Consider the following 25,394-nt stretch of genomic DNA (forward strand, 5'->3'; position numbering starts at 1 on the left):
GGATCTCAGGCCGGCAAAGAAGCCGCACTTTTCACCCGCTGAGACCCCGGCCTTCGCCGGGGTGACGCGCTAGGCGCCGCTCCGTCTCTTCCACAGCGCGTCGAGCTTGGCCTGCGCGTTCTTCGCCGTTCCTCTTTCAATCAGCGACAGGCCGAGCAGCTCGACGTCGGTGTCGAGCAGGCCTTCATCCAACCGGTAGCCGACATCGTAGAGTGCGGTGTCGAAATGGCTCTCGCCGCCGCTGACGAAGCGGGTGGTGATTGCGACGGGAAGCCGGGCGTCGCCCGAGCGGCTCTTCGAGTCGCGGATCTTTTTCACCGCCGATTCAATCCAGCCGGCTTCGATGCGAGGGTCCACCGTGTCGATCGCCTTGGCTCCGAGCGCTGACGGGAAAGCGATGGTCTGTCCCTGGATCGCCTGCTCTGGATCCCGCGCCGCGAGCTTCAGGTTCCGCCGGTCCACACTGGCCGATAGGATCAACGTCTGCGCTTTCTCGCTCTGGGCCTGCTTCTCGGCCGCGCGTTCCGCCTCGGAGCTGCTCCGCTCCTGGTAGCTGTTCCAGAAGGTGAGCCCCGAGATCACCACCGCGGCGACGGCAAGGATTTCGCCCAGCGTTATCCAGCGCCGGCGGATGGCCGCCGCCTCGGCCTTTTGCTGCGCGGTTTCAGGTTCCGACATCGATCGCTCCAGCTCGTCCGTCCCGCTCCGCGAGCAGGCTCCAGCAAAATTCGTCCAGCGCCCGCGGGTATAGCTCATGCTCGGCCTCGAGCACCCGCGCAGCCAACGTCTCCGGATCGTCCCGCGGCTCGATCCGCACCTTGGATCGAGCGAGCACTCGCCCCGAATCCAGCTCCTCGGTGACCAGGTGGACCGAGCAGCCCGCAAATTCCTCCCCGGCAAGCAGGGCACGGCGATGAGTGTCGAGGCCCTTATAGGCCGGCAGCAGGCTCGGGTGGATGTTGAGGATCCGCCCCTCCCAGGCGCGGATGAACTCGGGCGAGAGCAGCCGCATATAGCCGGCGAGCGCGATCACCTCGACGTCGCGACGGCGGAGCTCGGCGTCGACAAGCCGGTCGAACTCGGCGCGTTCGAGCCCCTGGTGGCTGCTCGACCAGACCGGCAAGCCGAACCGCCTTGCCAGCACCAGGCCGCGGGCCTCCGGCACATTGGAGGCGACGAGGACGATCTCATAATAAGGATCGGCCTTGCGCTTATAGTCGGCGAGCGCCTCGAGGTTTGAGCCGCGGCCGGAGATCAGGACCGCGACGCGGACCCGTTCAGCCATGATGGGTGGCGGTCCAGGCGGAGCGGGCCCACCAGCTGTCGGCGGGCCCGGAGACCGTGCAGCCTTTCTGTCCGGCCTCGATGCGGCCGATGGTGAACACCTTCTCGCCCGCCTGCTCCAGCTCGGCGCCGACCGCCTCGGCATTGCCGGGAGAGACGATCGCCACCATGCCGATGCCGCAGTTGAAGGTGCGCGCCATCTCCTCCGGCTCGATATTCCCCTGCGCCTGCAGGAAGGCCATCAGCCGGGGCTGCGGCCAGGCTGCCGCGTCGACGTGGGCGTGCAGCCCGTCCGGCAGGACCCGCGGGATGTTCTCCAGCAGGCCGCCGCCGGTAATGTGGGCGAGCGCATGGATGCGGCCGCTGCGGACGACCGGCAGTAGCGACCGCACATAGATGCGCGTCGGCTCGAGCAAAGCCTCGATCAGCAGCCGGTCCTGGTCGAACAAGGCGGGGCGGTCCAGCTTCCAGTGCTTGTCCGCGGCGAGCCGCCGCACCAGCGAATAGCCGTTGGAATGGACGCCGCTGGAGGCGAGGCCGAGGATGACATCACCCTCTGCAACCTTGTCACCGGTCAGCGCTTCACCACGCTCGACCGCGCCGACGCAGAAGCCGGCGAGATCGTAATCGCCCTCGGCATACATGCCCGGCATTTCCGCCGTCTCTCCGCCGATCAGCGCGCAGCCCGCCTGCTTGCAGCCCTCGGCGATGCCGGCGATCACCTTCTCGGCGACGCCCGTCTCCAGCTTGCCGGTCGCGAAATAGTCGAGGAAGAAGAGCGGCTCGGCGCCTTGAACGATGAGGTCGTTGGCGCACATCGCCACCAGATCGATGCCGACGCCGCCGTGCCAGCCGCAATCGATCGCGAGCTTCAGCTTCGTCCCGACGCCGTCGTTGGCGGCGACGAGCAGGGGGTCCTTGTAGCCCGCCGCCTTGAGATCGAAGAAGCCGCCGAAGCCGCCGAGTGAGGCATCGGCGCCGGGCCTGGCTGTTGCCTTGGCCAGCGGCCCGATCGCCTTCACCAGCGCATTGCCGGCGGCGATCGACACGCCGGCCTTGGCGTAGGTGTAGCTTTCCTGCGTCTCGGCTTCGTTCATCGGGCTCGCCTAGCCAGAACGCGCTTGGATTTCCACGTTTGTGTCGCCAAAAGACGCAGCGTGAAGCTTCCCCGCCGCATTCTCCCCCCTGCATCGCTGGCTCTCGTCGCCCTCGTCGGCGGCGCGGTCTACGCGCAGCTTGAGGGCGGAGACCGCGGCGTGCCGCCGGTCGACAGCGCCAGCACGCTGGAAGTCACCGGCATCGACGTCGACGTAACGGGCAAGACGGCCGACGAAGCGCGGCTCGAAGGCTGGCGCCGGGCGCAGGCCCAGGGCTGGAAGATGCTCTGGGCGCAGACCACGCGCCGGCCGATCACGCAGGCGCCGGCCCTCTCTGATTCGGTGCTCAATTCGATGGTGTCGAGCATCGTCATCGAGAACGAGCAGATCGGCCCGAGGCGCTACATCGCCCGGCTCGGCATCCTGTTCGATCGCGCCCGCGCTGGCCAGATGCTCGGCGTCGGCGGCCCGGCGGGGCAGGCTTCGGCACCTTATCTCGTCGTTCCCGTGATGCTTTCCGGCTCCTCCTACCAGAGCTTCGAATCGCGCAACGAGTGGCTGAAGGCATGGAACCGGTTCCGCACCGGCACGAGCGCGATCGACTATGTCCGCACCTCGGGCGCCGGCACCGATCCCTTGCTGCTCAACCATTCGCAGACGAGGCGGCCCGGACGCGCCTGGTGGCGCATGATCCTGGACGAATATGGCGCCGCCGACGTCATCGTGCCGGAAGTCCATCTGAAGCGGCTCTGGCCCGGCGGGCCGGCGATCGGCACGTTCGTCGCGCGCTACAGCCCGGATAATCGCGAGATCGGCAGGTTCACGCTCCGGGTCGAGCGCAGCGAGCTCGTCCCCAAGCTTCTCGACGAGGGCGTGCGCCGGCTCGACCGTCTCTACACCCAGGCGCTGCAGGCCGGGGTCCTCAGGCCCGATCCGTCGCTGGTGGTCGAGGAGCCCGCCTTCCTCAATGAGATCGCCGAGCAGATCGAACGCGCCTCGGCCGGCCAGGCCGCGCCGCCGCCCGTCCCGTCGACCGCCGTGCTGCCGCAGGTCCCGACCGGCGCGACCACCGCCGTCACCATCCAGGTCGACACGCCCAATCCTGCCGCCGTCTCGCAGGCTGAGCTCGCAGTCAGCCGGGTGCCGGGCGTCACTTCGGCGCTCACCACCAGCCTCGCCCTTGGCGGCACCTCCACGATGCGCGTGACCTTCACCGGCGACCCGGCCGCGCTCGCCGCCGCGCTCCAGGCGCAGGGCTGGCAGGTGTCGGGCTCCGGCGCCTCGCTGCGCATCTCCCGTCCAGGCACGGGCGGCCCGGAAGAGTAAGCGGCAGATGGGCCAGATCGCGCTGCCGCTCGACTGGCCGACGGCGGACAAGGATGAGGATTTCCTCATCGCCGACGCCAACCGCAATGCGTTCGAGCACCTGAAACGCTGGTCGCTCTGGCCTGTGCCCGTCACCTTGCTCACCGGACCGCGCAAATCGGGCCGCAGCCTGCTCGGCCGCATCTTCGTGAGGAAGACCGGCGGCCGCCTCTTCGACGATGCCGAGCGGCACAATGAGGAGACGCTCTTCCACGCCTGGAACGACGCCCTCGCACGCCGCAAGCCCTTGCTGCTGATCGCCGATTTGCCGCCGCCCGGCTGGGACATTCGCCTGCCCGACCTGAGGTCACGGCTCACCGCCACGCCTCACGTCGCGATCGACGATCCCGAGGAGGCGCTGATGGGGCACCTCCTGCTCAAGCTACTCGCCGATCGTGGGGTGATCGTTCCGCCCGATGTGACCGAATTTGTGGTTCCCCGGATCGAACGCAGCTATGTTGCCGTTCAGCAGGCGGTCGATGCGCTCGACAGGGCGATGATGTCGTACCACCGGACGATGAGCATCGCGCTGGCGCGGCGCGTCCTCACCGAGGCGGGGCTGATCAAGAGAGCGAGATTTCGGGCCTGAACATGGACATTTCCGCCGCCACCGCCGCGCTCGACGAGGGCCCGTCCGACCGCACCGCCGAAGAGGCCCGTGCGCTCTACTTCAACCGCGAGCTGTCCTGGCTCGCTTTCAACCGGCGTGTGCTCGAGGAGGCGTGCAACCCCGCTCATCCCTTGCTCGAGCGGCTGCGCTTCCTCTCCATCTCCGGCAGCAATCTCGACGAATTCTTCATGGTCCGCGTCGCCGGCCTAAAGGGCCAGCAGCTGCTGAACGTCCAGGAGGTCTCCGCCGACGGCATGACGCCGGTGCAGCAGCTCGCCGCCATCACCGAGGAAGCCGACCGCCTGACCGCCAGCCAGCAGCTGGTCTGGGCCGACCTTCGCGAAGCGCTCGCCGGCGCCGGCCTGACGGTGATCGGCCGCGACGATATTGACGAGGAAAGCGGCGCCTGGCTCGACCAGCATTTCCGCGAGCAGATCTTTCCCGTCCTGACGCCTCAGGCGATCGATCCCGCCCACCCGTTCCCGTTCATCCCGAACAAGGGCTTCTCGCTGATCCTGGACCTGAAGCGCCTCTCGGACGGCGAGCCGATCCGCGAATTGCTGATGATCCCGTCGACCTTGCCGCGCTTCATCCGCATCCCCGGCGAGGCGGCGCGATACATCTCGATCGAGAGCCTGATCCGGCGGCACATCTCCACCATCTTTCCCGGCTACGAGATGCTCGGCGGCGGCGCCTTCCGCATCATCCGCGACAGCGACATCGAGGTGGAGGAGGAGGCCGAGGACCTCGTCCGCTACTTCCGCAGCGCGATCAAGCGCCGCCGCCGCGGCCGCGTCATCCGCCTGAAGATCGAGGCCGGCACACCCGATGAGCTCGAGGCGCTGGTCCGGGTCGGACTCGACGCGAGCGAGGCGATCGTCACCGAATCGACCGGCTTTCTCGGCATCGGCGACCTTGAAGCCCTGGTCGAGGAGGATCGGCCCGACCTCAAATTCCCGCCCTACAGCCCCCGCTTTCCGGAGCGAATCCGCGAGCATGGCGGCGACTGCTTCGCGGCGATCAAGGCCAAGGACATCGTCGTCCACCACCCGTACGAGAGCTTCGAGGTCGTCGTCGAATTCCTGAAGCAGGCCGCCGCCGATCCGGACGTCGTAGCGATCAAGCAGACGCTCTACCGGGCCGGCAAGCAGTCCGCGGTGATCCGCGCCCTCATCGACGCGGCCGAAGCGGGCAAGTCGGTCACCGCTGTGGTCGAATTGAAGGCACGGTTCGACGAGGAGCAGAACCTGCTCTGGGCGAATGCGCTGGAGCGGGCCGGCGTGCAGGTCGTCTACGGCTTCATCGACTGGAAGACCCACGCCAAGGTGTCGATGGTCGTCCGGCGCGAGGAGCGCGGCTATCGCACCTACTGCCATTTCGGCACCGGCAACTATCACCCGGTCACCGCCCGCATCTACACCGACATCAGCTTCTTCACCGCCGATCCCCGCGCGGGGCGCGATGCCAGCCAACTGTTCAATTACATCACAGGCTATGTCGAGCCGCGCGACCTGGAGCTCATCTCGATGTCGCCGCACCACCTGCGCGACAAGCTGATCGACCTGATCGACGTCGAGATGGAGAATGTCGCCGCCGGCCGTCCCGGTGCCATCTGGGCGAAGATGAACTCGCTGGTCGATCCCATCATCATCGACAAGCTTTACGAGGCGAGCCAGGCCGGCGTGCAGGTCGACCTCGTCATCCGCGGCATCTGCTGCCTGCGCCCGGGCGTGAAGGGGCTTTCCGAGAATATTCGCGTCAAGTCGATCGTCGGCCGCTTCCTCGAGCATGGCCGCATCTGGTGCTTCGGCAATGGCGGCGAACTTCCGAACCGCGAGGCCATGGTCTATGTGAGCTCGGCCGACTGGATGCCGCGCAATTTCGACCGCCGCGTCGAATATATGCTGCGGATCGAGAACCCGACCGTGCACATGCAAATCCTCGATCAGGTGATGGTCGCCAACCTGATCGATAACGAGCAGAGCTGGCGGCTCAACCCCGACGGCAGCTACGATCGTATCTCCGCCGACCACAACAAGCCGTTCAACCTCCACCGTTATTTCATGACGAACCCCTCGCTGTCCGGCCGCGGCGCGGCCTTACGCAGCGATGCCGTGCCCAAGCTTCGCCTCCGCCGCGGCAAGCGCTAAGCGCCCGCATGCTCGAAGCTCCGGTCGCGATCATCGACATCGGGTCGAACTCAGTCCGTCTCGTCGTCTACGCCGGCCCGGCGCGAATCCCGTCGCCGATCTTCAACGAGAAGGTGATGGCGGGCCTCGGCAAGAATGTCGCCGCGAGCGGACGGCTCGGCGACGAGCCGCAGGAGCGGGCGCTCGCCGCCTTGCGCCGCTTCCGTATCCTCACCCGACAAATGGGCGTGAGGCGCACGCGCGTCGTCGCCACCGCTGCCGTGCGCGACGCCGAGAATGGCGCGGAATTCATGCAACGGGTTCGGAAGATCGGCTTCGAGGCGGAGCTCCTCTCGGGCGAAGAGGAAGCGGTCATGGCCGGATTCGGCGTGCTGTCCGGCATTCCCAATGCGGACGGCATCGTCGGCGACCTTGGCGGCGGCAGCCTGGAGCTGGTCGACATTGCCGGCGGCAAGGTGGCGGAACGCGTGTCGCTTCCCTTCGGGGTCCTGCGGAACGGCGCCGTTGCGAAGGGCGAGGAGGGGCTTGCCCGAAAGCTCGCCAAGGCGCTCGACCGCGTCGATATCCGGAAGCGCGCGCGGAAGCGGCCATTCTATCTGGTCGGCGGCTCCTGGCGGTCGCTCGGCCGCCTCGACATGCTGCTCTCCAACCACCCGCTGCCGATCACGCACCAATATCGCATGGCGCCGGGTCGCGCGGCCGAGCTGCACAAGACGATCGCAGCGCTCAAGCCTGACCTGAAGTCACTGCCTGCGCTTCCGGACGCGCGCCTGCCGACGCTGCCGAATGCGGCGCTGCTGCTGAAGGCGGTGGTCGAGGAGCTGAAGCCGAGCGAGCTCGTCGTCTCGAGCTTCGGCATTCGCGAGGGGCTGCTCTACGACGACCTCGATCCGAAGAAGCGGCAACGCGATCCCCTGATCGAGGCAGCACGTGAGGCGGGCCGGGGCCTCGGCCGCTTTGCCGAGCATGGCGCGCTGCTAGACCGCTGGATCGCACCGATCTTCGACGATGACGGTGAATATGCCCGGCTGCGGCTTGCAGCCTGCTTCCTTGGTGACATCGCCTGGGCTGCGCATCCGGACTTCCGCGCCGAGCGCGGCGTCGACATGGCGTTGCACGGCAATTGGGTGGGCGTTGACGGGCCGGGTCGGGTGATGATCGCCCAGGCCCTGTTCTGCAATTTCGGCGGCGGCCGCGCCTTCTCCCAAAACCCGGTGGCGAAGCTCTGCCGGCCCGATCAGCTCCACCGCGCCTCCCTCTGGGGCCTCGCCATGCGCCTTGGTCAGCGCCTCAGCGGCGGCGTCGCCGCCAGCCTGGAAAGCAGCCGCCTGGTAAGGAAAGACGGCCTACTCCGCCTCGAGCTCAAGAAAGGCGACGAGGCCTTGTTCGGCGAAGCGGTCGAACGCCGCCTCGAAACTCTCGCGGAGGCGATGAATGCCGAAGCGAATGCGGTGGCCGTCTAGCTCAGCCGCAGGTCACCCGCTCCACGCGGTTGCGATCGTCGATCGAGATGTTCAGCCGGTCCGCGCGATAATCCATCGTCACTGCCTGGCCGGGGCGGATCCAGCGGATCGTGCGCGCACCGGTGAGCTGCAGCGCCCGCGCGCCCAATTCGCTCGTCGCCGCCTGCCCAACCAGTTCCTGCGCGCTGCTGGCATCGCAGAGCTGGCCGGTTGCCTCGCCTTGAACCGGCAAGGGCTCCTTGCCGGTTGCCGGCGTCATGCACGCGCTCGTCATCGCCAGCAGCGCTCCCGCAACCGCCCTCATGCTTCCGCCTCCGTCCGGGTCATCGCCAGCTTGCCGTTCTTGATCGCGAAGGCGAGCCGCCCCTCGACCAGATCGAGCGCGTCGCGCCCGAACTCCTCGAAGCGCCAGCCCTGGAGGATAGCCAATCCCTCGCGCCGCCCGGCCGCGAGCTGCTCCAGCTCCTCCGACCGCGCCACCAGGCGAGCGGCGACGTTGCTCTCCCGCGCCCGGATCTTCAGCAGAAGCTTGAGGAGGTCGGCGACCAGCGCGCCCTCCTTGCCGAGCCCCGGCTGCCGGTCCTCCCGCGGCGGCATCTCGGAAGCGGGCAGGGGATGGGCGGAGGCCAAGGCATCCATCAGCCGCGCCCCGATATCATTGTTCTTCCATCCTGCCGAAAGCCCGCGAACCCGTGCCAGTCCTTCCTGGTCGGTCGGCGGATGGGCGGCGATGTCGGCCAGCGTCTCGTCCTTCATGATCCGGCCGCGCGGCAGATTCTTCTGCCGGGCTTCGATCTCGCGCCAGGCAGCAAGCGCCTTCAGGCGCCCCAGCACCTCGGGCTTGCGGCTGGCGACGCGTACCCGCTTCCAGGCCTGCGCCGGGTCGTTGGCGTAATTGGACGGATCGGCGAGCCGCTCCATCTCCTGGTCCAGCCAGGCGCCGCGGCCGGTCTTGCGCAGCCGCTGCAGCATCTTCGGGAAGAGCGTCGCCAGATAGGTGACGTCGCCGATCGCATAATCGATCTGGCGCTTGTCGAGCGGCCGCCGCGCCCAGTCCGTGAAACGCGCGCCCTTGTCGAGGCTCTTGCCGAGCATGTTCTCGACCAGGTTGGAATAGCCCACCTGCTCGCCGAGGCCGAGCGCCATCGCCGCGATCTGGGTGTCGAACAGGGGATGCGGCGTGCCGCCGGTCAGGTTGAAGACGATCTCCAGATCCTGCCCGCCAGCGTGGAAGACCTTCAGCACGTCCTCATTGTTGACGAGCAGGTTGAGCAGGGGCGTGAGGTCCAGCCCTTCTGCCTTCGGGTCGATGGCGGCGGCTTCTTCCGTATTGGCGATCTGCACCAGGCAGAGGTCGGGCCAATAGGTGTTCTCGCGCATGAACTCGGTGTCGACGGTGACGAAGTCGGACTTGGCGAGGCGCTCGCACAGCTTGAGCAGCGAGTCGCTGTCGGTGATCAGGGGATGGATATGCATTGCGCGGCATCCCATAGCTTCGGGTTCGGCGCTTGACAAAGACGCGCTGCGAAGGCGAAGCGCAGCCGCGAATTTCCACAAATAGCTAGAAACGAAAGCGGTCCTCCCGATGCACGCCTATCGCACCCATACCTGCGCAGATCTGCGCGCCGAGCATGTCGGCCAGCAGGTGAAGCTCTCCGGCTGGGTGCACAGGAAGCGCGACCATGGCGGCGTGCTGTTCGTCGACCTGCGCGACCATTACGGGCTGACGCAGATCGTCGCGAAGGCCAATTCCGAGGCGCTGCGGGTGCTCGACGGGCTTCGCGCGGAGTCGGTGGTGACGGTGGTGGGCGAGGTCGTCTCGCGCGGCCCCGAGGCGACCAATCCGAACCTTGCCACGGGCGCGATCGAAGTGTCCGCGGACGAGGTGACCGTCCAGTCCGCCGCGCAGGAGCTGCCGCTGCCTGTCGCCGGCGAGGCCGATTATCCCGAGGATATCCGCCTCCGTTACCGCTATCTCGACCTCCGCCGCGAGCGCATCCACGCCAACATCGTCCTACGCAGCCAGGTGATCAGTTCGATCCGCCGGCGCATGATCGATCAGGGCTTCACCGAATTCCAGACGCCGATCCTGACCGCCTCCAGCCCCGAGGGCGCCCGCGACTATCTCGTGCCGAGCCGCGTCCATCCCGGCAAATTCTACGCGCTCCCGCAGGCGCCGCAGATGTTCAAGCAGCTGATCATGGTCGCGGGCTTCGACCGCTATTTCCAGATCGCCCCCTGCTTCCGCGACGAGGATGCCCGCGCGGACCGCTCGCCCGGCGAATTCTACCAGCTCGACTTCGAGATGAGCTTCGTCACGCAGGAAGACGTGTTCCAGGCGATCGAGCCTGTCCTCGCCGGCGTCTTTGAAGAGTTTGCCAACGGCCGCAGCGTCACACCCGCCGGTTCCTTCCCGCGCATCCCCTTCAAGGAAGCGATGCTGAAATACGGCTCCGACAAGCCGGACCTCCGCAACCCGATCCTGATCTCCGACGTCTCGGGCCACTTCCAGGGCTCCGGCTTCGGCCTCTTCGCCCGCATGGTCGAGAGCGGCAGCGTCGTCCGCGCGATCCCGGCGCCCGGCACGGCCGAGAAGAGCCGCAAATTTTTCGACGACATGAACGACTGGGCTCGCAGCGAAGGCCATGCGGGCCTCGGCTACATCACCCAAAAAGGCGGCGAGCTCGGCGGCCCGATCGCCAAAAATCATGGAGAGGAAGCGACCCGCAAACTGATCGCCGAGCTCGGCCTCGGCCCGGACGACGGCATCTTCTTCGCCGCCGGCAAGGAAGGGCAGGCGGCCAAGCTCGCCGGCCTCGCCCGCACACGCGTCGCCGAGCAATTGGGCCTCATCGACGAGAACCGCTTCGACTTCTGCTGGGTCGTCGACTTCCCGATGTACGAATATGACGAGGAGGCGAAGAAGGTCGACTTCTCCCACAATCCCTTCTCGATGCCCCAGGGCGAGCTCGAGGCGCTGGAGAGCAAGGACCCGCTCGACATCCTCGCTTACCAGTACGACATCGTCTGCAACGGCGTGGAGCTATCCTCCGGCGCAATCCGGAACCACCGGCCCGACATCATGTACAAGGCGTTCGAGATCGCCGGCTACAGCCGCGAGGATGTCGACACCAACTTCTCGGGCATGATCAACGCCTTCAAGTTCGGCGCCCCGCCCCACGGCGGCTCCGCGCCCGGCATCGACCGCATCGTCATGCTCCTCGCCGGCGAGCCCAACATCCGCGAGGTCGTGCTTTTCCCGATGAACCAGCGCGCCGAGGATCTGATGATGGGCGCGCCCTCGGGCGTGTCGATGAAGCAGCTCCGCGAGCTCAACATCCGCATCGTCGAACCCGCCGGCGCCGCTGCGAAGAAGGACCCGGCCAAGGTCGTCGCCCCAGAGTAAGCGTTCCTGTCCCTTTCTCCGCTCGGCCTGAGCTTGTCGAAGCCCTGCCTTTTCTTCACACTCGAAAGAGAAGGACAGCCCTTCGACAGGCTCAGGGCAGGCGGTGCGTGTGATCGACCTTCGAGATTACGAATCCGGCGCCAAATATAAGGGCGATTACGAGGACGACCTCGCTGCCCTGCAGGAGCGCCTGTCCACCATCCTCGTCGCCCACATCGTTCACAAAAGGCGCAGCGTGATCGTGTGCGAGGGCTGGGACGCGGGCGGCAAGGGCGGGGCGATCCAGCGCATCACCGCCGGCTGGGACCCGCGCGCTTTCTCGGTCTGGCCGATCAAGGCGCCGACCGAGGAGGAGAAGGGCCGCCATTTCCTCTGGCGCTTTTGGAACAAGCTGCCCGCTGCCGGCGAGATCGCGATCTTCGACCGCAGCTGGTACGGCCGCGTCCTCGTCGAGCGGGTCGAAGGCTATACGAGCGTAGCCAAGTGGCGGAGCGCCTATGATGAGATCAACGCCTTCGAGCACCAGCAGGCGGACGACGGCACGGCGATCGTAAAGCTGTTCTTCCACGTCACCCAGGAGACGCAGGACGAGCGCCTGAAGTCCCGCCTCGACCACCCTTGGAAGCGCTGGAAGGTTACCGAGGAGGATTTCCGCAACCGCGCCCGCCGCGACGATTATCTGGCCGCGACCAGGGACATGTTCGCCCACACCAACACCCGCTGGGCGCCCTGGACGATCATCGACGGCAACAATAAGAAGGCCGCGCGGATTGCCGCGCTGACGGCGGTCGCTGACGCGCTCGAGCGCGCCGTGCCGATGACTCCGCCCGCGGCCTCGCAGGAGGTGCAGGCGCTCGCCGCCGCCATCTTCAGGAAAGATGGTTAACGCCCGTTAACCGGCAACCTTTGCCTCCGCTCCCGTGTTGAAGCCGAAACGATCCTGACGATGCGGGAGTGGCGGCGATGCGTCGGGCCATAATAGCGGCTTTGTTCACGGCGGCGCTCGGGGTGTCCGCCTGCGCCTACTACGACGATTATGGGCGAGGCTATCACGGCCATCGCTATGGCGATTACCGCTATGACGACCGTCACTATCTGGGCTGGAGCCGCGCTCCCGACCACTTCACGGGCGGCGGCGCGCCATTGCTCGATCCATGGTTGGTCCAGACGCGGGAGGGCCGCGCCGTCGTCAGCAGGGGCTTCGACGAGGGGCGCCGCGGTCGCATCAGCGCCGAAACCGCCCACAGGGCCAATGCCTGGTTCCGCCGCTACGCCGATCACAACCGCGACATGCGGCTCACCGATGAGGAGATCCGCCTCGCGCTCGTCCAGGCGGGCGGTCAGCGGTTCTAGGCGGCGCGGGCATCCGGATAGTCGATCGCGATCACCTCATATTCCTTTTCGCCCGAGGGCAGGCGGACGCGGCGCAAGTCGCCGACCGCAGCGCCCCGGACTGCCAGGGCGATGGGTGACTTCCAGCTGACCGCGCCTGAGCCGGCGTCCGCTTCGTCCTCGCCGACCAGGGTGATCACCCGTTCATTGTCGTCCTCGTCCGCCAGCGTCACCTGCGCGCCGAAATAGATGCGAGAGCGGTCCTTCTGGAGGGCGGGATCGAGGACGTTTGCGGCCGCCATGCGCTTCGACAGCCAGTTAATCCGCCGGTCGATCTCGCGCAGCCGCTTGCGCCCATAGATATAGTCGCCATTCTCCGAGCGATCGCCATTGCCGGCAGCCCAGCTGATCGTCTCGACGATGCGCGGCCGCTCGACGCCGAACAGCGCCTCATATTCCTCGCGCAGCCGCCGGTAGCCGGCGGGCGTGATATGGTTGGTCTTCTCCGCCATCAGGCGAAGCTAGCCCGGTCGGCCGCTCTTGCCGAGATAGTAGGAAAGCCGGGTTTGCTCCGGAGTGCGGGAGCGCATCGGGTTCATCGTGTCGTAGACGACCGCATTCTCGAGCACGCGCTGCACGTAGCCACGGGTCTCGGAGAAGGGGATTTCCTCGATCCAGCGGATGACGTCGACGCCCGGCATGCGCGGATCGCCATTCTCGCGGACCCACTTGCGGACATTGCCGGCCCCGGCATTGTAGCTTGCCACTGCCAGCGGCGCGCTGCCGCCCCACTGATCCATCAGCCGCGCGAAATAGGCGCTGCCGAGCTGGATATTATAGTCGGCATCGCGGGTCAGGCGGCTGCCGTCATAGCCGAGCCCCATCTTGCCCGCCTGCTCCTGCGCGGTCGGCCGCATCAGCTGCATCATGCCCAGCGCGCCGGCATGGCTGGCAGCGGCCCTGTCGAACGAGCTTTCCTGCCGGATGATGCCGTTGGCGAGCGACCAGTAATTGCTCTGCGCCGCCGGGATCCTCGCCTCGGGCCAGCCCGCCCGCGTATAGAAAGGAGAGCCGTCGTTGCGCGCGTTCCGCGCCACCCAGACACCGAGATCGGGGCGGCTGATCCGCAAGGCGAGGTCGGAGGCAAGCGCCCGCTCGATCGGGTTGTTCGCATTTTCAGCGAGCGTGCGGACGAACAGCGACTGGTCCTGCCAGGCGCCCATCTGACCCAGCAGCCGCGCGGCCTGGACGAGATCGCGGCGATCATAAGCGGCGCGGTCGGCCGCCGACGGCTGCACCAGCGCCGCTGCCGGAGCCGGCACCGGACGGCCGAGCCGCTCCAGCGCGAGCTGGCCGTAGAAAAGCTCGGGAAAGGCGGCTGCCTCCTCGAAATGGCGAGTGGCGTCGGCGCTCCGGCCGGCGGCTTGCGCGGCACGCCCCGCCCAATAGTAACCCTTGGTGGTCACCTGCGCCGAACGGCCGCCATTGGCATATTTGGCGAACATCTCGGCGGCGTCGGCCGGGCGGTTCAGCCGGTGCAGCGCGATATTGCCGGCGAGCCAGGTGAGACTCGTATAATCGTCGCGCTCGCCGGTGGAGCGGTCGATGATGCGGGTGCCGGGTGCGTAGGCGTCGTCGACCTTGCTCGCGATCTGATAGGCCTGGGCGTAATTGCGGTCCGCTTCGGCGCCGCGGGCGAGTACCAGCAGGGCCTCGAACCAGGCCTCGGCATCGTGCGGGCGGGTCGCGAGGGTGGGCCGCTGGGCGAGCAGCGCCCGCGCCGCGCTGCCCTGATTGGCATCGCGCAGCCAGCGCGCCCGATCCATCAGCAAACCGGCGTCGGTGCTGGCGGCCGATCCGACCAGAGCCAGCTTGCCCGATGCGTCGGGGGCGCCCGTCAGCAGCGCTAGACGCGCATCGTAGATCGCGCGCTTGCCCGGCGACGTCAGCGGCAGCGTGCGAGCCGCGCTCTGATTGTCGCGATTGGCGAGCAGGGTCTCCATGCGCAGGTCGTGATCCTGCGGGGTGAAGGCCGCGCCGAACAGGCTCAGCAGCCGGTCCTCATCCTGGCGCGGCAGGACGCCGCCCTGCCAGGCCTGACGCGCCGCGGCGCGGGCCGGCTCGACACTGCCCTCGGCGAGCAAGGCAAAGGCGTGGCGGGCATGGCCGACCGGAGTCAGCGCGGGATGGACGCGGAAATAGGAAGTGACCTCGCCGGGCCTTGTGCTGTTCGGGTCGATCGCGCGCTCGGCGGTCTTGCGCAACGACGTCTCGCCCGGCCAGCCCCGATAGCTTGTGAGGAAGGAGGCGTAAGAGGAGAAGGGGTGGCCGTCGCTCTGCCTGAGGCTGTTCCAGCGCGCGAGCGCGGCGCTCACCTGAGCGGAGGGCGCCACCGGCGCGGGCTGGTAGGAGGGCACGATTGCCGGCTGTGCGACCTGCGCGGTGCGGGTCTGCATCGCGAGCGGCTTCAGCGGCCGCACCGCCTGCGGCGCCAGCGTCGCGCCGATCGCCACCGCGGAGCCTGCGAGAAGGGCCAAAGTCAGCGCGTTTCTATGCATGCTGGACATCATACAGGCCCCCTCCTTATCAGGCGCTGAACGAACAGGCGCGCCCTCAACTCCCTATGTCGGGATTTGCCCAAAAGGTGAAGGAGATAACCATGTTTCGCGGGTCGATCCCGGCTCTGGTGACCCCATTTCGCGACGACCTGTTCGACGAGCCGAGCTATCGCGCCTTCATCGACTGGCAGATCGCCGAAGGCAGCAGCGCTCTGGTCCCGTGCGGAACGACCGGTGAATCCGCCACGCTCGGCGCCGAGGAGCATTATGGCGTGATCGAGGTCTGCGTGGAGCAGGCGGCGGGGCGGGTCCCGGTAATCGCCGGCTGCGGCTCCAATTGCACCCGCACCGCCATAATCAACATGAAGGCAGCCGAGGAGCGGGGCGCCGACGCGGCCCTGATCGTGCTCCCCTATTACAACCGTCCGAACCAGGACGGTCTCTACGCGCACTTCGCCGCTTTGGCCGAAGCCTGCTCGCTGCCGATCATTGTCTACAATGTGCCCGGTCGCACCGTGACCGACATCCTGCCCGAGACTTTGGGCCGGATCGCGGAGCTGCCGACCGTGGTCGGCATCAAGGATGCGAGCGGGGACCTAGGCCGCGTCAGCGCCCATCGCCGCCTCTGCGGCGAGGAGTTCGTCCAGCTTTCCGGCAACGATGACGTGGCATTCGGCTTTCTCGCCATGGGCGGGGTCGGCACCATCTCCGTCACTGCCAACGTCGCGCCGCGTCTCTTCGCCGACTTCCACGACGCCGTCGCCGCCGGCGACCTGACCCGGGCACACGAAATCCAGGACAAGCTCTTCCCGCTCCACAAGGCATTGTTCAGCGACGCGTCGCCCGGCCCGGCCAAATATGCGGTCAGCCGCGTCCTTCCCGGCTTTCCAGCCGACCTCCGCCTGCCGATCACGCCGCCCTCGGAGGCGAGCCGCCGGGCGGTGGACGCGGCGCTGGAGCATGCTGGGCTGATCTAACGACGCGCGCGGTCTGCGCGGAAGAGGAGGGCGTGTGACGGCTGTATCCGATCCGGTGCGCGAATGCGCCGGCGACCTCTTCCGGCTGTTCGAGCATGGGCAACAGGCGATGTGTCGTCCGCTGTCCCACGGCAGCCTCGCGCTCTCTGGACAGACGGGCGTGGCCGATCTCAACATGGTGGTGCTGGCGCGAGGCTCGACCCGCGACGAATTTTTGAGCGGTCTGGACGCGGTTCGCTCGGGCGGCCTGGATGGCCTGTTCGTGATCGATGAGCGGGAACCTGAGCTTGTCGAGGAGGCGAGGGGGCTTGGCTTGCTCCACGTCGGGCAGCTGCCCTTGATGGAGCGGGTCTCCGTGGAGGAACAGGAGCGCGGGTCGACATTTCAAATTCGGCGGGCGCAGCCCGAGGAGATGGAGATCGGCAATCGCCTCGCCGGCGAGGCCTTCGGAATCCCCGAAGAGGCCGCCAATGGTGCCTTGCCGCCAGCTTTCCTGGAGCGTCCCGGTAACGAATTGTGGTTGGCGGAAGAGGATGGCGCGGCCGTCGGCAGCGGCGTGTTCCTGCGCGACGGCAATCGCGTCGGCGTCTACGTGATGTCCACGCCTGCCGCGAACCAGCGCCGCGGGATCGGTGAAGCGATTCTCGTGCATGCGATGCGGATCTATTCCGACGAGGGCGTGCGCCGCTTCACCCTCGGCGCGACGGAACAGGGATTCCCGCTCTACCAGCGTCTCGGCTTCGAGGTGGTTGCGACGCCGCACCTGTTCGTGGCCGGTGCCTCCCAGCAGTTTCCCGGCCACTGATCCGTCCCGCCCGCGGCCGCTCGTCCAAGTTCGCCGCTTTCCCTCCTCGGTTCTTGACCCTATCTGCCGCCCTATGGTTCGCCCGCGCCCCGAGACGTTCGACAAGCAGAAGGTCGTCGCCGAGAACCGGCGCGCGCGCTTCGATTATGCGATCGAGGACAAATTCGAAGCCGGCATTGCGCTTACCGGGACCGAGGTGAAATCGCTGCGCTTCGGCGAGGGCTCGATCGCCGAAAGCTATGCCGAGGTGAAGGACGAGGAAATCTGGCTGATCAATGCCAATATCCCGGAGTTCAGCCACGGCAACCGCCACAACCATGAGCCGAAGCGGCCGCGCAAGCTGCTGCTCCATGCCCGCGAGGTCGCCAAGCTGCACGGCGCGGTGGCGCGGAAGGGGATGACGCTCGTGCCGCTGTCCATCTATTTCAACGGCCGCGGCCGCGCCAAGGTCGAGCTTGCGCTCGGTCGTGGCCGCAAGGACCCCGACAAGCGCGAATATCAGAAGGAAAAGGATTGGAAGCGGGAGCAGGGAAGGCTGATGCGCGAGCGTGGCTGAAAGTGGCGGCCTGATGGAGCGCTTCGCCGCCTGGACACAGCGCAACATGCCGACGCGCGACACGTTCGAGCGGATCCGCTGGCTGCGGCCGATCGCCCACCGCATCCTGCTTCCCGAATTGTGGCGCTTCCATCGCCGGTCGGTGCCGCGCGGCGTCGCGCTCGGCATCGTCGTCGGGGTGATGATCCCGGTCGCGCAGACGGTCTTCGCGGCGCTGCTGGCGCTGCCGTCGCGAGCCAATGTCCCCGTGGCGGCGCTCACCACCTTCATCACCAACCCGCTGACCACGCCGCCGCTCTGGATCGCCGGTTACTGGATCGGCTCCTGGCTGCTGAAGATCGACCCGGTCGAAAGCCAGGTCGAGTCGGAGGCGATGGGTTGGCTGCAATGGCTGCTGTCGGACGCCGCGCCGGCCACAGCGCTCGGGCTCGTGGTCATCTCCGCGATCGGCGCCGCGATCGGCTACCTGCTCGCCTCGTTCGGCTGGCGCTGGTGGATCGGGCGCAAGTGGAAGCGCCGTCCCATCAGACATCATCGGAGCGTTTGAACGCAAGCCGCTGTTTGCTAGGGACGCGCCATTCCCACGCTCCTTCTCCCGGAGACCAGAATGCGCAACCTCCTGATCCTTCTTGCCGCCTCCACCTCCCTTGCCGCCTGCGCCACCTCTGGCGGCGGCGCCACTAGCGCCGAAGTGGCCGAGCAGACTGCCACCGTTGCCACGGCCGCGGTCGGTCCGGTTGCCTCGGCGCCGGCCGAGCGCCCGCAGCTCGGCAGCTTCGGCTTCGACCTGGCGGGTATCGATCGCAGCGTCGAGCCGGGTGACAATTTCTACAATTTTGCGAACGGAACCTGGGCGCGCACCACGCCCATCCCGGCCGACCGCTCCAATTACGGCATGTTCACGATGCTCGAGGATCTGTCGCAGAAGCGCACCCGCGAGATCGTGGAGGAAGCGGCGCGCCAGCGGGGCTCAAAAGTTGGCGACCTCTATGCCAGCTTCATGGACCGCCAGGCGGTGAACGCCGCCGGCTTCCAGCCGGTCGTGCCGATCCTGACCCGCATCGGCACCACGCGCAGCAAGGCGGATCTGGCCGCCCTGATGGGCGACCTCTCGCGGATGGGCGTCAACGCGCCGTTCGGCAACTATGTCGATTCGGACGACAAGGACCCGGACAGCGCGATCTTCCAGCTCACCCAAGGCGGGCTCGGCCTGCCCAACCGGGATTATTATCTCAGCACCGACCCTGCTCTGATGGCCAAGCGCAACGCCTATCGCGCCTATCTCGTCCAGCTCTTCAAGCTTGCCGGCGGGCCCAATGCCGACCGCCGCGCCGCCGCCGTGCTGGCGCTGGAGACGCAGATCGCCAAGGCGCACTGGACCCCGGTCGAGAGCCGCGACGCGGAGAAGACCTACAACAAGCTGACGCCGGCCCAGCTCACCGCGAGTGCGCCCGCTTTCGCCTGGACGCGCTATCTCGACGAGATCGGCGTCGCCGGCCGCCCCAACTTCCTCGTTCGCCAGCCGAGCGCGATCGCCGGCACCGCCAAGGTGATCGCCGCGGCCCCGCTCGCGACAGTGCAGGATTATCTGAAGCTCCAGACGCTCGACGCCTTCGCTTCCTATCTCGCCCAGCCGTTCGTCGACGCCCACTTTGCCTTCCACGGCACGGCGCTCGGCGGCACCCCGCAGAACCAGGAGGAGTGGAAGCGCGGCGTCAATCTCGTCACCGGCGCGATGGGCGAGGAGATCGGCAAGACCTACGTCCAGCGCTATTTCCCGCCCGAGGCCAAGGCGGAGATGGACGTCCTCGTCAAGAACGTCCTCGCCGCCATGGACCGCCGCATCCAGGGCCTGACCTGGATGGCGCCGGAGACCAAGACCCGCGCGCGCGCCAAGCTCGCCGCCTTCACGCCGAAGATCGGCTACCCCGAAGAATGGCGCGACTATTCGGCGCTGGAGGTGAAGCGCGGCGATCTGTTCGGCAATGTCATCCGTGCCAACGAGTTCGAGCATCAGCGCCAGTTGAACAAGCTCGGCAAGCCCGTCGATCGCCGCGAATGGGGCATGTACCCGATGACGATCAACGCCTACGCCAATTTCAACTGGAACGAGATCGTCTTCCCCGCAGCGATCCTGCAGCCCCCGTTCTTCGATCCGAACGCCGATCCGGCGGTCAATTACGGCGGCATCGGCGCGGTGATCGGGCATGAGATCAGCCACCATTTCGACGACCAGGGCTCGAAATATGACGAGACCGGCCGCCTCTCCGAATGGTGGACTGCGGGCGACGTGCAGCGCTTCAAGGCGCTCACCCAGCAGCTCGTCCAGCAGTATAACCGCTACGAGCCGCTGCCCGGCAAGCACGTCAATGGCGAGCTCACGCTCGGCGAGAATATCGGCGATCTCGCCGGCGTCACCATTGCTTACGACGCCTACAAGCACTCGCTGAACGGCCGCGAGGCGCCGGTGCTCGAGGGCATGACCGGCGACCAGCGTTTCTATCTCGGCTGGGCGCAGGTGTGGCGCCGCAATTATCGCGAGCCCAACCTGCTCAACCGTCTGATCACCGATCCGCACTCGCCGTCCGAGCAGCGCACCGCGGTCGTCCGCAACCTCGATGCCTGGTATCCGGCGTTCGGCGTCAAGCCGAACGACACGCTCTACCTCGCTCCGGAGCAGCGCGTCCGCATCTGGTAAGAACAACCTCCCCTCCCGGATTTCGGGAGGGGATTGAGGGGTGGGCGCGAGCGCCTCTCGGCGCGAGCTCCTGCCTTCGCGAAGAAGAGCCCACCCCCGGCCCCTCCCGGAAATCCGGGAGGGGAGCTTGATGGCGGACCCAGGGCGCGGCACAAGTCGTCATGGCTTCTTCCGCGCTCCCCGCCGCTTCCCCTGAATCAAGATCCGGCGCCGGCTGGGCGGTCATCGCCGCCCTTGCCGCAGCAGCCGCCTCGGCGGGGCTCCTGCTCTGGGCGGTCGACGATCGGCTCTTCGCGGGCGCCTTCCTTGCCGGCCTGATCGGCCTCGGCTCGATCCTGATCCTTGCTTCGCGCCTGCGTCGCCCGGCCGTAGTCGAGCAGGCGGTTCGCCCGGATGTGGCATTGCTCCGAGCGGCCCTCGACAGCGCCGGCTCGGCCGTCGCGATCACGGACGCCGACGGCAGGCTGATCTGCGCCAACCATGCCTATTCGGACTGGTTCGGCAGCGCCGCCCCGGCCGATCTCGTGCCGGAGGAGGAAGGCGAGCGCCTCCGCGCCGCCGCCGCCGCCGTCCGCCGCGACGGCCATGTCGACCTCGAGAAGCTGAGCCTCAGCGGCCTTGCGCTCAGGGCCGAACTGGTCCGCGCCGGCTTTGGCGATTCCCACATCCTGTGGAAATTCGCGCGTGCCGACGATGTCGACCTGGTCCGCGAGGCCAGACGGCTGATCGATGGCGATGCCGGTCACCGGATCGGCGAGGCCGGCCTGATGGCGGCGCTGGCCGACGCGGAAGGCAATCTCGTCGCCGCCAATCCCGCTTTCGTCGCCCGCGCCACCGGCAAGGCCGGCACTCCCGTCGCCGGCACGCCGCTCGTCGACCTTATCGCCGCGACCGAGGATGGCGGCTTCCACTTCGCCGCCGAAGGCCGCGGCGCCACCGGGCTGCGCATCGTCCAGGTGCCGGTCGCCGACCAGCCCGATCCGCTGACCCTCTTCCTGCTGCTCGACGATACCGGCTCCGGCCGCCTCGGCCGCGAGGACAGCGCCAGCCTCAATGCCTTGCTCGATTTCCTGCCGCTCGGCCTCGCCCTCGCCAATGTCGATGGCCGCTTCGTCTATCTGAACAAGGCCTTCCGCAAGGCCGCCAACCTCCCGAAGGAGGCGCGGCCCGTCTACCCCGGCGATCTCGTCGTCGACGAGGACAAGGCGGCGGTCTCCGACTCGGTCCGCCGCTTCGCCCGCGGCCCCGCCTCGGCCAGCGACATGGCCGTGCGTCTGAAGGCCAATCCGGACGAACCGGTCGCGCTCACCATCGCCGGCGCCCGCGGCGTCGGCGACGCGGCCGTCATTCTCGCGCTCAAGGACAATAGCGAGGCCGACCGCCTGAAGCGCCAGGTCGCTCAGGCGACCAAGATGCAGGCGGTTGGCCAGCTCGCCGGCGGTGTCGCCCACGACTTCAACAACATCCTCACCGCCATCCTGGGCTATTGCGACCTCATGCTGATGCGCCACACGCCGGGCGACAGCGATTATGACGACATCCAGCAGATCCGCTCGAACTCGAACCGCGCCGCCGGCCTGACGCGCCAGCTACTCGCCTTCTCCCGCCAGCAGACGCTGCGCCCACAGGTTCTGCAGCTCCCGGACGTCATTTCGGAAGTTTCGACGCTGCTGAAGCGCCTGCTCGGCGAGAAGGTGACGCTTCAGGTCAAGCACGGCCGCAATCTCGGCGCCGTTCGAGCCGATCCGGGTCAATTGGAGCAGGTGATCGTCAATCTCGCCGTGAATGCCCGCGACGCCATGGAGACGAAGGAAGGCGGCATCCTGACCATCCAGACCTTTGCGGTCGGCACCGAGGAGACCCGCCGCATGGGCAGCGACATCCTACCGGTCGGCGATTATACCGCGCTCCGCGTCTCCGACACCGGCACCGGCATGCCGCCCGCCATCCTGGCCAAGGTGTTCGAGCCCTTCTTCACGACCAAGGAAGTGGGCAAGGGCACCGGTCTCGGCCTCTCCACCGTCTATGGCATCGTCAAGCAATCGGGCGGCTTCATCTTCGCCGATTCCGAGGAAGGCGAGGGGACCCATTTCACCATCTATCTCCCCGTCCATCGTGCCGAGGCGAGCAAGCCCAGCGCGCAGGGCAAGGCGAGGGAAGAGAGCGTGGGCGAGCTCTGGGGCTCGGGCACGATCCTGCTCGTCGAGGACGAGGCGATGGTCCGCGCCGTCGCCGAGCGCGCGCTCACCCGCCACGGCTATACGGTGCTGTCGGCCGAGAATGGCGAGGCGGCGCTCGAAATTCTGGCGGGCGCGGAGAAGGTCGATCTGATGATCTCGGACGTCGTCATGCCGACCATGGATGGTCCCACGACCGTCCGCGAGGCGCGCAAGACTCACCCGGACCTGCCGATCCTCTTCATCTCCGGCTATGCCGAAGAACAGCTCCGCAAATCGATCGACATCGACCGTGTCGCATTCCTCGCCAAGCCCTTCTCTGTCCAGAAATTGGCCGAAGCCGCGCGTGACGCTCTGCAGGGCAAATAAGCCCTTTAGATTGTAATCGTTTCGGCTTAATCGCCTCGCCCGTGGCCGGGCATTCTATTCTCATCGTCGAAGACGAACCCTTGATCGCGATGATGCTCGAGGATTTCCTCGACTCGCTGGGTCACACGGTCGTCGGAACTGCGGAAACCGTGGACGAGGCGCTGGCTTGCGCCGACGAGGGCGGATTCGACGTCGCCATCGTCGATGTGCACCTCAAAGGCGGCCAGACCGTCTGGCCCGTCGCCGATCGCCTGAGCGAGAAGGGCGTGCCCTTCGTCCTCGCGACCGGCGGCCATATCGAGCCTCCGCCCGAGCGCCATGCGGCGGCCCCGGTCCTCTCCAAACCCTATACGATCGATGCGATCGAGCCGGTCCTCAAGCAGGCGCTCAACGGCAACAGCTGATTCTTCCCCATGCGGGCATGGGGGAAAGGGGACGGACGGAGAGGCGACGTTTGGGTCGCCGGAGCGCCATCCGACTCCGAAGCTCACCACGCTTCGCATGGTCCCGCTCCCCAGCTAAGCTGGGGAGGAAGATGACCATCCTCAAAACCCTGCTGCTCCTGATCGCCCTCGGCTATTTCGCGATCCTCGTTGGTCTCTTCTTCTTCCAGACTGCATTGCTGTTCCCGACGCGGATGGTGGTTGGCTCGGGCGGCCTCCCGCAAGGTGCCGAGGCTCTCGTCGCGCTCACGCCCGACGGCGAGACGCTGCACGGCGTCCACCTCCCGCCTCGCATACAAGGCGGGCAGGGGCCGCTCATCCTCGCCTTCGGGGGCAACGCGTGGAATGCCGAAGCCGCCGCCGCTTACCTGCACGATCTGTATCCGGAGCGGGACATCGTTGCCTTCCACTATCGCGGCTACCGGCCGAGCACCGGGGCCGCGAGCGCCGCCGCCTTGCTCGCCGACGCGCCGTTCGTCCACGATGTGGTCGCCAAACGCTTCCCCTCGCGCCCGATCGTGGCGGTGGGCTTCAGCATCGGCAGCGGCGTCGCTGCGCATCTCGCGCGACAGCGCGACCTCGCCGGCCTGATCCTGGTGACGCCTTTCGACTCGCTGTCGGCACTCGCCGCGGGTCATTATCGCTGGCTGCCGGTGCGCCTGCTGCTCCGCCACCGGATGGAGCCGGCGGAGGACCTCGCCGCGACCGATGTTCCCGTTGCGCTGATCGCTGGCCAGCGCGACACGCTGATCCCGGCCGAACGCACCGCGGCGCTCAGGAAATCGGCACGAAACATCATCCTCGACGTGACCGTGCCGGGCGCCGGCCATAATGACATTTACCAGCACCCGGCCCTCCAGGCCGCCATGCGCCAGGCACTTGATCGGATCGCGGCGCAAGGCCGCTAGACGGCCTAAGCGATTTCTTCCGCTGCTGTTCTGTTTCTGTCTTGTTCTACGGGAACAGAACAGATACACGCTTACTCACGCGTTGAAGGATCGGCGCGACCAATCTAACGAGGGGCTTGGCCATGGTGGCATCTCTGAAAGTCGTTTCCGACAGGAATTCCCAGGATATGGACAAGCAAAAAGCTCTCGACGCCGCGCTGGCGCAGATCGACCGCGCCTTCGGCAAGGGGAGCGCGATGAAATTGGGTTCGCGCGAGGCGATCGCGATCGAGGCGATCTCGACCGGCTCGCTGGGGCTCGACATCGCCCTCGGCATCGGCGGCCTGCCGCGCGGCCGCGTGATCGAGGTCTATGGGCCGGAAAGCTCCGGCAAGACGACGCTTGCGCTCCATGTCATCGCCGAGGCGCAGCGCAACGGCGGCACCGCCGCCTTCGTCGATGCCGAACATGCGCTCGACCCCGTCTATGCCAGGAAGCTGGGCGTCGACGTGGACGAGCTGATCGTCTCCCAGCCCGACACCGGCGAGCAGGCGCTGGAGATCACCGACACCCTCGTCCGGTCGAACGCGATCGACGTGCTCGTCGTCGATTCGGTCGCCGCCCTGGTGCCGCGCGCCGAGATCGAGGGCGAGATGGGCGACAGCCATGTCGGCCTCCAGGCCCGGCTCATGAGCCAGTCGCTGAGGAAGCTGACCGGCTCGATCGCCAAGTCCAAGTGCATCGTCATCTTCATCAACCAGCTCCGGATGAAGATCGGCGTGATGTACGGCAATCCGGAGACGACGACCGGCGGCAATGCGCTCAAATTCTACGCCTCGGTCCGCCTCGACATCCGCCGCACCGGCCAGATCAAGGACCGCGACGATATCGTCGGCAACACCACCCGGGTGAAGGTCGTCAAGAACAAGGTCGCGCCGCCGTTCAAGCAGGTCGAGTTCGACATCATGTATGGCGAGGGCATCTCCAAGATCGGCGAGGTGCTCGATCTCGGCGTTAAGGCCGGCATCGTCGAGAAGTCCGGCGCTTGGTTCAGCTACGATTCGATCCGCATCGGGCAGGGCCGCGAGAACGCCAAAACCTATCTGCGCGAGAATCCGGAGCTGGCGACGCGTCTCGAAAAGGCGATCCGCGGCAAGACCGAGGAAGTGGCCGAAGCGCTGATGACGGGGCCGTCTGCCGACGACGACATCTGACGG

At 67.1% G+C, this 25,394-nt stretch carries 23 protein-coding genes; 16 read left to right on the forward strand and 7 right to left on the reverse strand.

Annotated features, from left to right (window positions below; genetic code table 11):
• Nucleotides 1-69: 69 nt before the first annotated feature.
• From AC5JBD_RS15425 to purM, 3 genes are read right to left on the reverse strand one after another with little or no spacing between them, the layout of a single operon-like run.
• Entirely contained in the window at nt 70-678 is a 609-nt protein-coding gene (locus AC5JBD_RS15425; RefSeq protein ID WP_495722694.1) for a hypothetical protein, read from the reverse strand.
• Nucleotides 665-1,285, reverse strand: a complete 621-nt coding sequence (gene purN, locus AC5JBD_RS15430) for a phosphoribosylglycinamide formyltransferase (RefSeq protein WP_495722695.1) — start codon at nt 1,283-1,285, stop codon at nt 665-667. Before purN ends, AC5JBD_RS15425 begins: the two co-directional genes overlap by 14 nt.
• Nucleotides 1,278-2,381: a phosphoribosylformylglycinamidine cyclo-ligase gene (gene purM / locus AC5JBD_RS15435; RefSeq protein ID WP_495722696.1), complete on the reverse strand. Its 1,104-nt coding sequence runs from the start codon at nt 2,379-2,381 to the stop codon at nt 1,278-1,280. Before purM ends, purN begins: the two co-directional genes overlap by 8 nt.
• Nucleotides 2,382-2,441: 60 nt before the next feature.
• Here purM and AC5JBD_RS15440 point away from each other — a divergent pair, with 60 nt between their 5' ends.
• Genes AC5JBD_RS15440 through AC5JBD_RS15455 form a run of 4 tightly spaced genes read left to right on the forward strand, consistent with a single transcriptional unit; the run spans nt 2,442 to nt 7,969 of the window.
• Complete coding sequence (locus tag AC5JBD_RS15440) at nt 2,442-3,707, forward strand: heavy-metal-associated domain-containing protein (protein WP_495722697.1); 1,266 nt, start codon at nt 2,442-2,444, stop codon at nt 3,705-3,707.
• Between the two features lie 7 nt (nt 3,708-3,714).
• Nucleotides 3,715-4,335 (forward strand): P-loop NTPase family protein, encoded by a 621-nt coding sequence (locus AC5JBD_RS15445; RefSeq protein ID WP_495722698.1) that lies wholly within the window; start codon nt 3,715-3,717, stop codon nt 4,333-4,335.
• A 2-nt stretch (nt 4,336-4,337) separates the two neighbouring features.
• A complete protein-coding gene (locus tag AC5JBD_RS15450; RefSeq protein WP_495722699.1) occupies nt 4,338-6,506 on the forward strand; it encodes an RNA degradosome polyphosphate kinase in 2,169 nt (722 codons plus the stop codon).
• Nucleotides 6,507-6,514: 8 nt separating this feature from the next.
• Nucleotides 6,515-7,969 (forward strand): Ppx/GppA phosphatase family protein, encoded by a 1,455-nt coding sequence (locus tag AC5JBD_RS15455; protein WP_495722700.1) that lies wholly within the window; start codon nt 6,515-6,517, stop codon nt 7,967-7,969.
• Between the two features lies 1 nt (nt 7,970).
• Here AC5JBD_RS15455 and AC5JBD_RS15460 read toward each other — a convergent pair whose 3' ends face one another.
• Together AC5JBD_RS15460 and rnd are read right to left on the reverse strand one after the other, a co-directional pair.
• Nucleotides 7,971-8,273 carry an I78 family peptidase inhibitor gene (locus AC5JBD_RS15460; RefSeq protein WP_495722701.1) on the reverse strand — a complete coding sequence of 101 codons (303 nt, stop codon included), beginning with the start codon at nt 8,271-8,273 and terminating at the stop codon, nt 7,971-7,973.
• The gene (gene rnd, locus AC5JBD_RS15465) at nt 8,270-9,445 is read right to left on the reverse strand and encodes a ribonuclease D (RefSeq protein ID WP_495722702.1); all 1,176 of its coding nucleotides are present in this window, start codon (nt 9,443-9,445) and stop codon (nt 8,270-8,272) included. Before rnd ends, AC5JBD_RS15460 begins: the two co-directional genes overlap by 4 nt.
• Before the next feature lie 109 nt (nt 9,446-9,554).
• Here rnd and aspS point away from each other — a divergent pair, with 109 nt between their 5' ends.
• The 3 genes from aspS (at nt 9,555) to AC5JBD_RS15480 (ending at nt 12,728) form a co-directional block, all read left to right on the forward strand.
• Nucleotides 9,555-11,375 (forward strand): aspartate--tRNA ligase, encoded by a 1,821-nt coding sequence (gene aspS / locus AC5JBD_RS15470; protein WP_495722703.1) that lies wholly within the window; start codon nt 9,555-9,557, stop codon nt 11,373-11,375.
• Nucleotides 11,376-11,484: 109 nt separating this feature from the next.
• Nucleotides 11,485-12,261, forward strand: a complete 777-nt coding sequence (locus tag AC5JBD_RS15475; protein ID WP_495722704.1) for a polyphosphate kinase 2 family protein — start codon at nt 11,485-11,487, stop codon at nt 12,259-12,261.
• Between the two features lie 77 nt (nt 12,262-12,338).
• Entirely contained in the window at nt 12,339-12,728 is a 390-nt protein-coding gene (locus AC5JBD_RS15480) for a hypothetical protein (protein WP_495722705.1), read from the forward strand.
• Here the strand turns inward: AC5JBD_RS15480 and greB are convergent.
• On the reverse strand, nt 12,725-13,219 hold the full coding sequence (greB, locus tag AC5JBD_RS15485) for a transcription elongation factor GreB (RefSeq protein ID WP_495722706.1): 495 nt from the start codon (nt 13,217-13,219) through the stop codon (nt 12,725-12,727). The genes AC5JBD_RS15480 and greB overlap by 4 nt on opposite strands.
• Nucleotides 13,220-13,228: 9 nt before the next feature.
• Entirely contained in the window at nt 13,229-15,265 is a 2,037-nt protein-coding gene (locus tag AC5JBD_RS15490) for a lytic transglycosylase domain-containing protein (protein ID WP_495722763.1), read from the reverse strand.
• A 101-nt stretch (nt 15,266-15,366) separates the two neighbouring features.
• On the opposite strand from AC5JBD_RS15490, the gene dapA reads away from it, so the two are divergent.
• From dapA to recA, 9 genes are all read left to right on the forward strand, one after another.
• Complete coding sequence (gene dapA, locus AC5JBD_RS15495) at nt 15,367-16,242, forward strand: 4-hydroxy-tetrahydrodipicolinate synthase (protein ID WP_495722707.1); 876 nt, start codon at nt 15,367-15,369, stop codon at nt 16,240-16,242.
• 55 nt (nt 16,243-16,297) lie between these two features.
• Nucleotides 16,298-17,047 carry a GNAT family N-acetyltransferase gene (locus AC5JBD_RS15500; RefSeq protein ID WP_495722708.1) on the forward strand — a complete coding sequence of 250 codons (750 nt, stop codon included), beginning with the start codon at nt 16,298-16,300 and terminating at the stop codon, nt 17,045-17,047.
• 73 nt (nt 17,048-17,120) lie between these two features.
• Nucleotides 17,121-17,603: an SsrA-binding protein SmpB gene (gene smpB / locus AC5JBD_RS15505; protein WP_495722709.1), complete on the forward strand. Its 483-nt coding sequence runs from the start codon at nt 17,121-17,123 to the stop codon at nt 17,601-17,603.
• Between the two features lie 10 nt (nt 17,604-17,613).
• A complete protein-coding gene (locus AC5JBD_RS15510) occupies nt 17,614-18,150 on the forward strand; it encodes a DUF2062 domain-containing protein (protein WP_495722764.1) in 537 nt (178 codons plus the stop codon).
• A 60-nt stretch (nt 18,151-18,210) separates the two neighbouring features.
• Nucleotides 18,211-20,301 carry a M13-type metalloendopeptidase gene (locus AC5JBD_RS15515; protein WP_495722710.1) on the forward strand — a complete coding sequence of 697 codons (2,091 nt, stop codon included), beginning with the start codon at nt 18,211-18,213 and terminating at the stop codon, nt 20,299-20,301.
• Between the two features lie 161 nt (nt 20,302-20,462).
• Nucleotides 20,463-22,847 (forward strand): hybrid sensor histidine kinase/response regulator, encoded by a 2,385-nt coding sequence (locus AC5JBD_RS15520; RefSeq protein ID WP_495722711.1) that lies wholly within the window; start codon nt 20,463-20,465, stop codon nt 22,845-22,847.
• A 41-nt stretch (nt 22,848-22,888) separates the two neighbouring features.
• Nucleotides 22,889-23,251 carry a response regulator gene (locus tag AC5JBD_RS15525; protein WP_495722712.1) on the forward strand — a complete coding sequence of 121 codons (363 nt, stop codon included), beginning with the start codon at nt 22,889-22,891 and terminating at the stop codon, nt 23,249-23,251.
• A 131-nt stretch (nt 23,252-23,382) separates the two neighbouring features.
• The gene (locus tag AC5JBD_RS15530; protein ID WP_495722713.1) at nt 23,383-24,198 is read left to right on the forward strand and encodes an alpha/beta hydrolase; all 816 of its coding nucleotides are present in this window, start codon (nt 23,383-23,385) and stop codon (nt 24,196-24,198) included.
• 122 nt (nt 24,199-24,320) lie between these two features.
• Nucleotides 24,321-25,391 carry a recombinase RecA gene (recA, locus tag AC5JBD_RS15535; protein WP_495722714.1) on the forward strand — a complete coding sequence of 357 codons (1,071 nt, stop codon included), beginning with the start codon at nt 24,321-24,323 and terminating at the stop codon, nt 25,389-25,391.
• Nucleotides 25,392-25,394 lie beyond the last annotated feature (3 nt).

The sequence above is a fragment of the Allosphingosinicella sp. genome (genome assembly GCF_059502505.1).